Consider the following 12,885-nt stretch of genomic DNA (forward strand, 5'->3'; position numbering starts at 1 on the left):
GCGTGAAACTCGGGGGGGCGATATGTACAGACGCAGCAAGGTTCGGAACTTAAAGGCCATTCGTGCGCAGGCGCGCAATGCAGCGCCGCAAGATGCGGCATGGCGCCAGAGTTTCAGCCCCGAAGACCTTGAACAATTCGAGGCGGAGGTTCATGGCGTTGTGATCGTGCCTGGTGACCCTGACTATGACCAAGCGCGTCAGGTATATTATCGGCAGTTCCAATGCTTTCCCAAGATCATTGTCTATTGCATATGCGACAGCGACGTTGCGGCCTGTCTGAACCTTGCGCGCAGCTTTGATCTGGAGGTTGTCTGCCGGTCCGGAGGGCACAGCTCGGCGGGATTTTCCATCAACGATGGCATGGTGATCGACCTCAGCCGGATCAATTCGGTTAGCGTCGATCCAGTTGCCAAACGCGCGGTGGTAGGGGCTGGTATCAATTTCCACCGCCTGAACGCAGCCTTGCAGGATCATGGCTTGCACGTACCCGGCGGCGGATGTGACGAGGTTTGCATCGGCGGTTACATGCAGGGTGGTGGATACGGCTTTACATCACGCGAGTTCGGGATGAATTGCGACTGTGTCGAATCCTTTGACATGATGCTCTGGAATGGGGGGATCGTGACCGCGAACAGCGAGACAAACGCTGATCTCTTCTGGTCCGTTCGCGGTGGCATGGGGACGAATTTCGGTGTTCTGCTTTCAGTGACATATCAGCTATTCGAGCTGGGAGAGCTTTATGGATTTGGTCTGAGCTGGGACGCAGATTACGCGCCCGCGGCACTTGTCGCTCTTCAGAAAGGCTTCATTTCTGGCCCTGGCCTGAAAAAGTTGGGCTATCAATGCGCGTTCATGATGTCAGACGGCGCGCCTCGGTTTTACATGCGGGGCCTTTTCGACGGGAGCGGCGAAACCTGCCGGGACCTGCTTAAACCCCTGACCGATCTTCCCGGAACATCCCACGATATCGAGATGTCAGGTTCTTATGTCGAGCTGAACCAGAAACTTCTGAGCAAGCCAGTGCCAATCCCGAATGCGCCGGATGATGCCTTGGAAGAAAAACAATCCGGCTATCTCTCAAGGGTTCTTGATGCCAGCGATTGGCAGAAAGTCATCGACTACATGCGAACCTCACCCTGCCCATGGAACAACATCGGAATAGAACCCTATGGCGGGATGATCGAACGCACAGATGATCCGAATGCTTTTGTCCATCGCGATGTTCAGATGAACCTCTTCATGGAGGTTTTCTGGGCCCGCGAGGAAGACCGTGCGAAAAACGTGGCCTGGCTTGACGGTTTCATGACGTTGATGAAGCCTTATCTGAACGGTCATTCCTATCAGAACTATCCCAGACCGGGTATGAAGAATGCCGATACGGCCTATTGGGCTGATTACCTGGACACGCTGGCGCTGGTGAAATCCAAATACAATCCGTTCGACTGGTTCGCCAACCCGCAACGTATTGGACTTCTCAAAGCCCAACCGCCAGGAGCGCCACCAGCGAAGGGTCCGAAGTTTCCGGATCGACCCATCGTATATTCGCGATGACCTGCTGCCGCTGAACCGGTGCTTTCAAGTGCTGGCGAACCTGCCTTGGCATCGGAGGTGACACTGTCCTTCAGGCAGGCCAGTTTCTTTTCGCGCCCGCCACCCCAAGGATGTGAAAGGACAGCCCCGTGACATCGGCAATACGCGGGCCTGCGCGACGGTTGCGGCGTCGTCGACCCAGATGCGCCTGTCCGACTGGCCCAGCTTGCCGATCGGTGTCGCGATGTGGAGGTCTTTACTGGAATGCCGACTCAGGCCAAAGACGCATGCAGTCTTAGCTCGGGATGCTCGGGAATCTCAGCCGCGGGAACCCGCGCGATTCTTTGAAGATACCGACACAGACAGAAACCAGCATCAACGCGAGGATCATAGACGACGGTAGCGCGCTCACGATCATCACATCCCGGATCGATGCGACGCCACCCACGGCCATGATCGCGCCCGCATTGGCGGCAATCACAAACGCCCACAGGATCGAATGAAACGGGGTCTCGGCAAGTTTGCTTCCGCCTGCGCCGATCGACTTGATGGCGATGATCGCAGCCGAGGCGGAGGCCACGATCAGGATCAGGAAAAGAAGGACCAGAACCGCTTTGAAAACCGCGGCAACGCCGGGAGACAGCATGATGTCCACCGTTTCATAAAGGCGATAGGCATGTTCGGCCGAGAGTATGGCGCCGGCTGCGGTGCCATCCAGTTCGAGCATCAATGCGGTGCCACCGGTGCCGGCGAACCAGATAAAGCACATGAAGGCGGGCGCGATCATGGTGCCCAGAATGAACTCGCGCAACGTACGCCCGCGCGAAATCTGGGCGACGAACATCCCGACAAACGGTGCAAAGGCGATCCACCACGCCCAGTAGAAAATCGTCCAGTCGCCCTGCCAGTCGCGCTGCGCGCTCGATGCGGCCGAAATCTTTGGGTCGTAGATGGTTGTGGCATGTACCGCGACCGATTTGAGATAGGTGACCGTGCCGTCTGCCAGCACCCCCAGCACGCGCACCCCACCGCCAAAGACGACAAACACCGCAAGCACAGTGAAGAAAAGAACAAAGCCAAGCTGCGACACCCATTTCACACCGCGCTCAACCCCGGAAACGATCGACGCGATGGCCACAGCGGTTAACACGACCAGCGCGGTAAAGAGCGCGATCAGGGGCGGATTGCCCGAGTTATCGGCAAAGAACCGGCTGCCGGTCAGCATCGAAAGACCCGAGCATATCTGTTCAAGCCCGATCACGATTGTCGTGGTGATGCCGGCAATCACGGCGAGGATTGAAATCACGTCGATAACATGCCCCGCCGACCCTTCCAGGCGCTTGCCCAGAATGGCCACGAGCCCGGACCGCATGGTCATCGGCTGACCGTGTCTGTGACACGCCAGGCCAAGCGCCAGACCGACGATCGCATAGGTGGCCCAGGCCGAAAAACCGTAATGCAGATAGACAAAACGCATGGCCGAGGAAACGGCTGCGGCACCGCCGGTTTCCATTGTCCCCGCGAGGATATCGGGATTGATCAGGAAATGTGACACCGGCTCGCTCACCGCAAAGGCCAGCGTGCCGATACCGATCCCGGCGCAGAACATCATCGCCAACCAGGACTTGGTGCTATGCTCGGGCAGAACCCCGTCGGGGCCCAGCCTTAACCGTTTTGACACCGGCAGGCAGGCGATCACGAAACATGACAGCAGGATCAGCGCCAGAACATAGACATACCAGCTGGCAAATACTGTCAGCGTGGCGGTTTTCAGAAGCTCTAGAAGTCGGGCCGACACATCGGGCAGCATGACCAGAAAAATCACCATGCAGACAACAAGCAGCTTGGCACAGACCGACACGACCAGGTTGAAGCCCTCATAGACGCCTCGTTGCACCGTGTTAATCTGAAGAGGGTCAGAGATGTTCCAGAGCGGTGCGCGGCCTATCACCAACGCCGCCGTTTCAGAAATTCTTGTGTCATCGTGTTGATCGAACTGCCGCATGTCATGCCCCCTGATGCTCAGCGGACCGATCCATTCGCGCATCCGCGCAAATCCATTTTCAGCGCCTTGCAAAAAGGTCGCGATGACCGGCCCGTGATCAGGGTCGGAAATTGGGAGGGACGTGTATGTGAATTCCGTCACACTCGCGTGTGATCAAAGCCTCAGATCGGGTCCATCGACGCGATATCCGTAAGCGCCCGCCGATCGAGAATGCTCAGCCTGCCGCGCCCGATCTCGACAATGCCAAGCTGCTTCCACTCGGCTAGCTTTTTTGAAACCGCCTCACGTGTTGCGCTGACATGATCGGCAAGATCGCTTTGCGAGACCGGGATGCGCCCGTTCTGATCCGCCATTTGTCCGGCCAGGAAGACCAGACGCCGGGCCAGGCGGATTTCAAGCGGATGAAAGGCGTGATTTTCAAGCTGGGTGCTGATCCAGCGGACCCGCCTGATCAGCACGCCGAGCAATTGCAGTGCCAGGTCCGGATTGGCCGAAAACTCGGCCAGCAACCTTTCGCGGCCCACGCGCAGCAGATTGCTGTCCTCAAGCGCCGAAACCGTGGCGCTGCGCCGCCCACCGTCCACCAGCGCAATCTCTCCGAAAATATCGCCGCTTTTCAGAACATTCAGAGCCAGCTTGCGGCCATCATCCGATAGCGTACTGATCTCCAGCGAGCCGCTTTTCAGCAGGTAGATGGCATCACCTTCGTCCCCTTGCCTGAACAGGTCCCTACCACGCTTCACCAGCACCACCGTAGACAAGGCGTGCAGTGCGTCGGCCAGCGAATCCTGCTGGCCCGTCTCGTTCCCGGTCTGAAAAGTTCCACGCCCGCTATCCATTGTCTCAGGTTAACACATCGGGCAAAGACCGGCACACATAAATGACGTGTTACCCGGCACTTAGCTGTGTCGTGACATCAATCAGCTTTTTATGGGTATCGCGGGCAAGACTTGATTCAAGCTTGATGCGAATGTCGGGTTTCCGGCGGCACAAGTCCGTCAGCACCGCAGTATCGATCGCAAACATGCGCAAGGGGCTGACCGCCCGCAATGTCGCACTAGCCGGTCCGCCCGAAAAACAGGTCAGCTCTCCGATGAAATTGGGCGCATGCATCTCGCGGATCACAGTGCCGCCTGCGATGACCTGCACACTCCCCTCGGCCAGATAGTAGAGAAACCCGACCTCTTTCCCCTGCGTGGTGATCTCTTCGCCGACAGGTTTATCCAGCCAGTTCCCGGCATTCAGGAGTTGACGCGCACCGAGCGGGGTAAAATCGCTCAGGCGTTCCGAGACCAGTGCACGTTCTTCCGGGGTAAAACGCACACGGCGAGACAGTACGAAAAACCGCGTCATGCCGAAGATACTGATGGTGATCCAGCTGACCTGAATGATCGCCGACCAAAGGTTGAAATTCATCACCAGTGACAGCAATACTAGTGTTGAGGCGATGAGATTGAGAAACGCATAGGTGTAACCGGACCCCTGGATATACCCCATCTGCAGCGCGGCGTAGGACCCCAGGTAAAAGGCCACCCCCAGAAAACCCGCAATCTCGTAGATTTGCGGCGACAATACCCCGTCCATTCACGTTCGCTCCGTCTCTTTCTGAGGAGTGTTAACCGGTATCGCACTGATTTGCAGGGTATTTGTTCTGTTCCCATGTGATGTCCGGAAACATTCTCGCCGGTTGCACTGACCGCATGGCCTTTCCGGGTTATCAAAGCGACATGCTCGAAAGCAGAGGTGCCACCCCCAAAGACGCTCTGGATCGTATCGTGAGGGGCCTTGTTCAGGTTCTGATACCGAGAGGACGGTCCGCAGATGCCGCCAATCCGGAGGCAGGTCGGGTTGTAACGGGGTGTGCCGCCGGGGAACGGCGCCCGCAGGGCATCACGCTCAGCGCCCGATTCAGGTTCGAGACACCGCAAGCCGAATAGCAAATAATGGCGCGCCAAGTGATCCGCTTCACAGATAACCCAGCGATTCTGTCTCAAGATCAAGGGACGGCACAACGCGCAGCCTCGTTTGTGCCCGACAGCGGAGGGTCATGACATGGCTTTGAGATCACGGAAAGAACGTATCATCCAGACAGTCAGCTTCGAACTGGGTGGTCTGATGATTGCAGCGCCGCTCTACGCCTTATTTTTCGATACCTCTTCGGGTCATTCCTTCTTTCTTTTGGTGTGTATTTCTGCGGTGGTGTTGATCTGGGCACCCGTGCACAATACGCTTTTTGACAAATTGGATCTGCACGTCTTTCACCGGCTGGCCAGCGCCCGCCCGCACAAGTGGCGGGTACTCCACGCGATTTCGCTGGAAGTATCGTCAATTGCCTTAACCTTTCCCGTTGTCTTGCTCATCAGCGAGCATGGCGCGTTGGGCGCTCTGGCGGTCAATATCGGGCTAACGCTTTTCTACACTGCGTATGGCTATCTGTTTCATCTTGTCTTCGACATGGTGCGCCCGGTGCAGTCGAACATGTTGCTTCCCGAATAGCCGCTGCGCTGCAACCGGACGCGCCTCGCACTTTGCGGCATCAGATGCGCCGGGAGGGCTTCGAGGTGGCCCGCTGCACAGCGGATTGGCTGATACGCCATTTGGGACCACAGGGTGTTGTTCGCGGCACGTCCCAGAAGGCAATGCGGCCTGACAAGGCCCTGCAGTCCCAAATGGCGCAACGTCCCTGGAGTCGTTGCGGAGGTACCCTCTTACCCTACTTTCCCCAGGCACATGATCACGTCAACTGCCACACACAGGCCAGCAATACGCCCACCGGAAAAATCCGCATGGAATGCAGGGTGTTCCCGGAAGCACACCCGAAAACCGCACGATTCGAATTGCTAATGGGACTGAAATGACTAGTTTAGCGGGATGAACGATCCGTCGAAGACGGACAAATTCAGGGAGAAACATATGAAAACCACTGCTACACTAGCGGCCGTCCTGCTGATGACGTCCTCGCTTTCGGTTTCGGCCGAAACGCTGCGATGGGCACGGGCGGGCGATTCACTGACGCTTGATCCACACGCGCAGAACGAAGGGCCGACCCACACGCTGGCCCATCAGATTTACGAGCCGCTGATCATTCGTGACATGACCGGTGCATTCCAGGCGGCGCTGGCCACCGACTGGGCGCCCAAGGAAGGCGACCCCAATGTGTGGGTCTTCAACCTGCGTCAGGGCGTTACCTTCCATGACGGTGCCGATTTCACCGCCGAGGATGTTGTCTTCTCGATCAACCGCGCCCAGTCCGAAGATTCGGACATGAAAGAGCTGCTGAACTCGATTGTCGAGGTTCGCGCGGTCGACGATCATACGGTTGAGTTTGTCACCGACGGTCCGAACCCGATCCTGCCGTCAAACCTCACCAACCTGTTCATGATGGACAAGGGCTGGGCCGAGGCAAATAACGCGGTCGAGGTGCAGGATGTCGAGGGCGGCGAGAAGACGTTTGCCACCACGAACACCAATGGCACCGGGGCGTATGTGCTGGTCAGCCGTGAGCCCGACGTCAAGACAGTGCTCAAGGCAAACGACAACTACTGGGGCAAGGGTGAATTCCCGCTTCAAGTGACCGAAATCGTCTATACACCGATCCAGAATGCCGCGACCCGCGTTGCCGCGCTGCTCTCTGGCGAAGTGGACTTCATCCAGGACGTGCCGGTGCAGGATCTGACCCGCGTGGCCAACACGGACGGTCTGGTTGTCAAAACCGCACCACAGAACCGGGTGATCTTCTTCGGCATGAACATGGGAGCTGCCGATCTGAAGAACGACAATGTCGATGGTGCCAACCCGCTGGCGGATGTCCGCGTGCGCAAGGCAATGTCGATGGCGATCAACCGCGATGCGATCAAGCAGGTGGTTATGCGCGGTCAGTCACAGCCTGCCGGGATGATTGCTCCTCCGTTCGTGAACGGCTGGACCGCAGAGATGGACAGCTCGTCCATGACCGATGTTGAAGCAGCCAAGGCGTTGATGGCAGAGGCCGGTTATGCTGACGGTTTCTCGATCCAGCTCGATTGCCCGAATGACCGCTACGTCAACGATGAAGCGATCTGTCAGGCCGCCGTCGGCATGCTCGCGCAGATCGGCGTGACGGTGAACCTCGACGCCAAACCGAAGGCTCAGCACTTCCCGCTCATCACCAATGATGAAACGGACTTCTACATGCTGGGCTGGGGCGTTCCGACCTACGACTCGGAATATATCTTCAACTTCCTCGTGCACACCCGCGGCGAGGACCGTGGCAGCTGGAACGGCACCGGGTTCTCCAATGCCGATGTCGATGCCAAGATCGTAAGCCTCGCCTCCGAGACCGACCTGAAGGCGCGCAATGCCACGATCGGTGAAATCTGGCAGGTGGTTCAGGATGAACAACTCTACATTCCGATCCATCACCAGGTTCTGAACTGGGGCATGACCGACAAGGTCGGCATCGAAGTGAGCCCGGAAGACGATCCGAAGATGAAGTTCTTCACGATGAACTAAATCAGGCGGCGGGCCGAACGGCCCGCCCCCGGGCGCCGCATCCTGCCTGATGGTCGCGGCGCCCCTTATTCTCCGGAATCCGCCATGCTCGCATATGTCATCCGCCGCGTTGCGCAATCGGTACTCGTGCTGCTCGTCGTTGGCCTCGTCGCCTTTTCAATGTTCAGTTTCGTGGGCGACCCGGTCGACAATATGCTCGGCCAGGAACGCACCCAGGCCGATATCGACCGCCTGCGCGAAACCCTGGGCCTCGATCAGCCGTTTCCCGTTCAGTACTGGAAGTTTCTCGAACAGGCGGCGCAGGGCAATTTCGGCCTGAGTTACCGCCAGGGCCGACCGGTCTCGGAAATCCTTCTCGAACGTCTGCCCGCAACGCTTGAGCTGGCCTTCGTGTCCGGCCTTCTTGCCCTGATTGGCGGTATTGCTCTCGGCATTTTCACCGCGATCCGCAAACGTGGCGCCGCGGCGCATGTGATCATGACATTGTCCCTTGTGGGTGTGTCGTTGCCGACCTTCCTGATAGGCATCCTGCTGATCTATGTCTTTTCGGTTCAACTGGGATGGCTGCCCTCCTTCGGGCGCGGTGACGTGACATCGCTCGGCGATTGGTGGACCACCGGCTTTCTCAGCGTCTCCGGCTTGAAGGCCCTGATCCTTCCCGCGATCACGCTGGGGCTCTACCAGATGACGCTGATCATGCGGCTGGTTCGCACCGAAATGCTTGAAGTGCTGCGGACCGACTACATCCGCTTCGCCCGTGCGCGGGGCCTGCGCGACCGGGCAGTCAACTTTCGCCATGCGCTGAAAAACACGCTCGTTCCGGTGATCACCATCACCGGTCTGCAACTGGGGTCGATCATCGCTTTCGCGATCATCACCGAAACCGTGTTCCAATGGCCCGGCGTCGGACTTTTGTTCATCAACGCGGTCCAGTTCGTCGATATTCCTGTCATGGCCGCCTATCTGATGATGATCTCGGTCATGTTCGTGGGGATCAACCTGATTGTTGATATGCTGTATTTCGCGATCGACCCGCGCCTGCGCATCGACCAGACAGCCGGGAGGGCCAAATGAGCGACCAAGCCGCGACCCCGACGCCTACACCCGGCCGCCTACGACGCGCCTGGGATAGCGATTTTCTCTACACATTCCGGCGCGCACCCGTGGCGGTGGTTTCCGCGCTCATTGTTGTGGTGCTGATGCTGGCGGCTGTGTTCGCGCCATTGATCGCGCCCTACAACCCATTCGATCCAGCCACGCTCAACCTGATGAACGGCTTCACGCCGCCAGGTGAGCCGAACGCCTTCACCGGCGAGAGCTTCTGGCTCGGAACCGACGATCAGGGGCGCGACGTATTCTCTACAATTCTGTACGGCATGCGGATCTCGCTTTTTGTCGGGTTCTCGGCGGTGCTCCTGGCGATGGTGCTGGGGGTTCTGCTGGGCTTGCTCGCCGGATATCTCGGCGGCTGGACCGAAACCATCATCATGCGCATCGCCGATGTGCAACTGACCTTCCCGGCAATTCTGGTCGCCATGCTGATCTTCGGCATCGCCAAGGGGATCACGCCACCCGAATATCGCGACCAGATGGCGATCTGGGTGCTGATCCTGGCGATCGGGCTCTCGGACTGGGTGCAGTTCGCGCGGGTCGTGCGCGGGGCGACGCTTGTCGAGAAGAACAAGGAATATATCCAGGCCGCGCGGCTTGTCGGGCGGTCACCCTTTGCCATCATGCTGCGCCATATTCTGCCCAATGTCCTGAACCCGGTTCTGGTGATCGCCACGATCAGCCTGGCATTGGCGATTATCGCCGAAGCGACCCTGTCGTTCCTCGGGGTGGGCGCGCCACCGACCAAGCCCTCGCTGGGCACGCTCATCCGCATCGGGCAGGAGTTCATGTTCTCCGGTGAATGGTGGATTCTGTTCTTCCCTGCCGCCACGCTTCTGGCGCTGGCGCTGTCGATCAACCTGCTCGGCGACTGGCTGCGCGATGCTCTTAACCCGAGGCTGCGATGACCACCCCCATTCTCTCTGTTCGCGACCTCGTCGTCGAAATTCCCACCCGCCGTGGTATTCTGCGCCCCGTCGACCGGGTCAGCTATGATATCGCAGCGGGCGAAATCCTGGGCGTGGTTGGGGAAAGCGGTGCCGGAAAATCCATGACCGGGAATGCGGTGATCGGGCTACTGGATCCACCTGCGCGGATCACGTCGGGCGAAGTATTGCTGTCGGGCGAGCCGATCCACAATATCGGACGCGAAGCGCTGCGACGATTGCGGGGCAAGCGGATCGGGATGATTTTCCAGGATCCGTTGACATCATTGAACCCTCTCCTGACCGTGGGGGACCAGCTCACCGAGACAATTCTGGAACATCTGGGCGTGACCCAGGCAGAGGCTCGCAAAAGGGCCGTGGCCGCTCTGGAAGAGGTCGGAATCCCGGCCGCCGCCGCGCGGATCGATTCCTACCCGCACGAGTTTTCCGGCGGCATGCGACAGCGCGTTGTGATCGCGCTGGCGCTGTGTGCCGAGCCCAACCTCGTAATCGCTGACGAACCGACCACGGCACTTGATGTAAGCGTGCAGGCGCAAATCGTCGCGCTGCTCAAGCGGCTCTGCCGGGAGCGTGGCGTTGCAGTCATGCTGATCACCCATGATATGGGGGTGATTGCCGAGGCCGCCGACCGGGTGGCCGTGATGTATGCTGGACGACTGGCCGAAATCGGACCGGTCCGGCAGGTCATTACCGATGCCCATCACCCCTATACTTCCGGCCTGATGGCCTCCACCCCGCTTGCCAGCAGCGGGCAAAAGAGACTGCGGCAGATTCCGGGGGCAATGCCACGGCTCGAGTCCCTGCCGGCGGGCTGCGCCTTTCATCCGCGTTGCGAACGAGCCGGACCAAAATGCCGAGAAGACCGCTCCCCCCGGGTTGAAGATTGCAACGGCCGAGTGGCCTGTTGGTACCCCCTGGGCGAGGCCGATCTTGAGGAGGTTTCACAATGACGGCGCTGATCTCGGTTCGTGGCCTGTCGCGTATCTTCGACGTCTCGAAACCCTGGCTCAACCGGGTGATCGAGCGACGGGAGAAAGCGTTTCTGACGGCCATATCCGATGTCTCTTTCGAGGTCGAAGACAAGAGCGTCTATGCCCTTGTCGGCGAATCCGGTTCGGGCAAGTCAACCGTGGGCAAGATCATTGTCGGCCTTCTGAGCCCGTCGGAGGGCAATGTCGAGATCGACGGTGTGAACCTGGCGACTGAAGCGGATCGTCATGAGGTCGAGCGCGTGCGCGCCGATGTGCAGATGATCTTTCAGGATCCCTATGCCTCGCTCAATCCGCGCTGGCGTGTGCGCGATATCGTGAACGAGCCGATGGCCGCGCGTGGGGGTGATACCAACGGTCTGGCCGAGCGCCTTCTGGAACAGGTTGGGCTATCGGCGGGAGATGCCGACAAGTTCCCACATGAGTTCTCGGGCGGCCAGCGCCAGCGTATCTGCATCGCACGGGCGCTGGCGTCCCGTCCAAGGGTGATCGTCTGTGACGAACCAACTTCGGCGCTGGACGTGTCGGTTCAGGCACAGGTGCTGAACCTGATGTCGGACCTGCGCGAGGAACTGGGGTTGACCTATGTCTTCATCAGCCATGACCTGACCGTGGTTCAGCATATGGCCGACCGGATCGGCGTGCTTTATCTCGGGCGACTTGTCGAAGAGGCGCCGCGGGATACGCTGTTTGCTTCGCCAAAGCATCCCTACACCCAGATGCTTTTCGATGCCGCACCCCGGATGGACGGTTTCGGCCGCGAGGTCGACCCGCCGAAGGGCGAGATCCCGGATCCGATCAACCCACCCTCGGGTTGCGCCTTTCATCCCCGCTGTCCATTGGCTGAACAGCGCTGCAAGCAAGAGCGGCCCGAAATGCGCCAGCTGGGCGATACCCGCGTGGCCTGCCATCTCGCTGAGTGAAGCGACCGCGAGGCGATCCCGGCCGCAGGATGACCGGGAACGTTTTGGCAATCCATCCCTTTGCCTTCGCACATGAGTGACGGCCACACCCGTGAGGCCTAGCGGTGAGCGCGCTGCGCGTATCACCTCGGCACGCGCGACCGGCACATTGGGCACATTGGCCTGTCGCGGCAGCGGCGGCAGCGGATAATGTAAGGGACCTTACTCCTGATCTCGGACCTACCCAAAGGGCAGAGCAAGGTGGATCATTCTCAAAAACAACAGCCACGGAAAATTAAAAACACATATTTTTCATAGCTTTAAATCTTTTTCACAATTTTTTTCGCGTTTTCTTTGAACCTTTTTCGGCCCCCAAGCGACCTATCACCGTAACGCAACCAAACAAGCCAGTTGGCTTAAACTTACGGAGACTAAAAAATGTTCAACTCGACTTTCAGCAACAGCATCATGTCCACCCTCGCAGCAGCTCTCGTTGCAACAAGCATTTCGGCCAGCCCCTCCTTCGCCGGTGGTGGCGGTGGAGGCGGCCGCGAAGAAGGCCCCAAGGTCAGCACGATCTCGACCACGAACGCCGATGGCAGCACGACCTCAATCCGCTCGAAGAACAATGCCAAGACCTACACGGTGACAAAGACCAAAAACGGCAAGGTCGTCAGCAAGCGCAAGGTCAACAAGAAGCCCCGGGCCTTCATCACCATCTTCAATCCCGATGGCACCACCCGCACCGTCAACAAACCGCGCAAAGGCAAGGATTTCGTCACGCTGCACCGTGCTGACGGCACCAGCACCACGGTCACCCAGCCCAGCAAACCGGGAAAAGCCTTCATCACGATGCACAACCCCGACGGCAGCACCACCACCGTCGGCGAGCGGTAAAGTATCTCCCGCG

General features: G+C 58.9%; 11 protein-coding genes. 8 read left to right on the plus strand and 3 right to left on the minus strand.

All coding sequences use genetic code 11. The annotated features are described in order from the left end of the window. Positions 1–22 precede the first annotated feature (22 nt). On the plus strand, positions 23–1,552 hold the full coding sequence (locus tag EI983_RS16430; RefSeq protein WP_157708432.1) for an FAD-binding oxidoreductase: 1,530 nt from the start codon (positions 23–25) through the stop codon (positions 1,550–1,552). Between the two features lie 274 nt (positions 1,553–1,826). Here the strand turns inward: EI983_RS16430 and EI983_RS16435 are convergent, their stop codons facing one another. The 3 genes from EI983_RS16435 to EI983_RS16445 form a co-directional block, all read right to left on the minus strand. Continuing rightward, the gene (locus EI983_RS16435; protein ID WP_157708433.1) at positions 1,827–3,578 is read right to left on the minus strand and encodes a BCCT family transporter; all 1,752 of its coding nucleotides are present in this window, start codon (positions 3,576–3,578) and stop codon (positions 1,827–1,829) included. A 119-nt stretch (positions 3,579–3,697) separates the two neighbouring features. Further along, on the minus strand, positions 3,698–4,375 hold the full coding sequence (locus tag EI983_RS16440) for a Crp/Fnr family transcriptional regulator (RefSeq protein WP_157708434.1): 678 nt from the start codon (positions 4,373–4,375) through the stop codon (positions 3,698–3,700). Positions 4,376–4,424: 49 nt separating this feature from the next. Continuing rightward, entirely contained in the window at positions 4,425–5,120 is a 696-nt protein-coding gene (locus tag EI983_RS16445) for a cyclic nucleotide-binding domain-containing protein (RefSeq protein ID WP_157708435.1), read from the minus strand. 468 nt (positions 5,121–5,588) lie between these two features. On the opposite strand from EI983_RS16445, the gene EI983_RS16450 reads away from it, so the two are divergent. From EI983_RS16450 to EI983_RS16480, 7 genes are all read left to right on the plus strand, one after another. Continuing rightward, positions 5,589–6,032, plus strand: coding sequence for a PACE efflux transporter (locus EI983_RS16450; RefSeq protein ID WP_157708436.1), 444 nt, complete (start codon positions 5,589–5,591; stop codon positions 6,030–6,032). Positions 6,033–6,449: 417 nt separating this feature from the next. Further along, positions 6,450–8,027, plus strand: coding sequence for an ABC transporter substrate-binding protein (locus tag EI983_RS16455; protein ID WP_157708437.1), 1,578 nt, complete (start codon positions 6,450–6,452; stop codon positions 8,025–8,027). Between the two features lie 84 nt (positions 8,028–8,111). Further along, on the plus strand, positions 8,112–9,101 hold the full coding sequence (locus EI983_RS16460; RefSeq protein WP_157708438.1) for an ABC transporter permease: 990 nt from the start codon (positions 8,112–8,114) through the stop codon (positions 9,099–9,101). Next, on the plus strand, positions 9,098–10,045 hold the full coding sequence (locus tag EI983_RS16465; RefSeq protein WP_157708439.1) for an ABC transporter permease: 948 nt from the start codon (positions 9,098–9,100) through the stop codon (positions 10,043–10,045). The genes EI983_RS16460 and EI983_RS16465 overlap by 4 nt, the downstream gene beginning before the upstream one ends. Further along, positions 10,042–11,034: an ABC transporter ATP-binding protein gene (locus tag EI983_RS16470; RefSeq protein ID WP_157708440.1), complete on the plus strand. Its 993-nt coding sequence runs from the start codon at positions 10,042–10,044 to the stop codon at positions 11,032–11,034. Before EI983_RS16465 ends, EI983_RS16470 begins: the two co-directional genes overlap by 4 nt. Then, positions 11,031–11,996, plus strand: coding sequence for an ABC transporter ATP-binding protein (locus EI983_RS16475; protein ID WP_157708441.1), 966 nt, complete (start codon positions 11,031–11,033; stop codon positions 11,994–11,996). The genes EI983_RS16470 and EI983_RS16475 overlap by 4 nt, the downstream gene beginning before the upstream one ends. A gap of 417 nt (positions 11,997–12,413) precedes the next feature. Next, on the plus strand, positions 12,414–12,872 hold the full coding sequence (locus EI983_RS16480) for a hypothetical protein (protein WP_157708442.1): 459 nt from the start codon (positions 12,414–12,416) through the stop codon (positions 12,870–12,872). Positions 12,873–12,885: the final 13 nt, after the last annotated feature.

It is taken from the genome of Roseovarius faecimaris (genome assembly GCF_009762325.1).
In the GTDB taxonomy this organism is placed as follows: Bacteria; Pseudomonadota; Alphaproteobacteria; order Rhodobacterales; family Rhodobacteraceae; genus Roseovarius; species Roseovarius faecimaris.

Bases quoted from the DNA above. Each gene is read 5' to 3' on its own strand.
- EI983_RS16445 (WP_157708435.1), bottom strand. From the start codon at position 5,120: ATGGACGGGGTATTGTCGCCGCAAATCTACGAGATTGCGGGTTTTCTG.
- EI983_RS16475 (WP_157708441.1), top strand. From the start codon at position 11,031: ATGACGGCGCTGATCTCGGTTCGTGGCCTGTCGCGTATCTTCGACGTC.
- EI983_RS16480 (WP_157708442.1), top strand. From the start codon at position 12,414: ATGTTCAACTCGACTTTCAGCAACAGCATCATGTCCACCCTCGCAGCA.
- EI983_RS16465 (WP_157708439.1), top strand. From the start codon at position 9,098: ATGAGCGACCAAGCCGCGACCCCGACGCCTACACCCGGCCGCCTACGA.
- EI983_RS16450 (WP_157708436.1), top strand. From the start codon at position 5,589: ATGGCTTTGAGATCACGGAAAGAACGTATCATCCAGACAGTCAGCTTC.
- EI983_RS16440 (WP_157708434.1), bottom strand. From the start codon at position 4,375: ATGGATAGCGGGCGTGGAACTTTTCAGACCGGGAACGAGACGGGCCAG.
- EI983_RS16430 (WP_157708432.1), top strand. From the start codon at position 23: ATGTACAGACGCAGCAAGGTTCGGAACTTAAAGGCCATTCGTGCGCAG.
- EI983_RS16455 (WP_157708437.1), top strand. From the start codon at position 6,450: ATGAAAACCACTGCTACACTAGCGGCCGTCCTGCTGATGACGTCCTCG.
- EI983_RS16460 (WP_157708438.1), top strand. From the start codon at position 8,112: ATGCTCGCATATGTCATCCGCCGCGTTGCGCAATCGGTACTCGTGCTG.
- EI983_RS16435 (WP_157708433.1), bottom strand. From the start codon at position 3,578: ATGCGCGAATGGATCGGTCCGCTGAGCATCAGGGGGCATGACATGCGG.
- EI983_RS16470 (WP_157708440.1), top strand. From the start codon at position 10,042: ATGACCACCCCCATTCTCTCTGTTCGCGACCTCGTCGTCGAAATTCCC.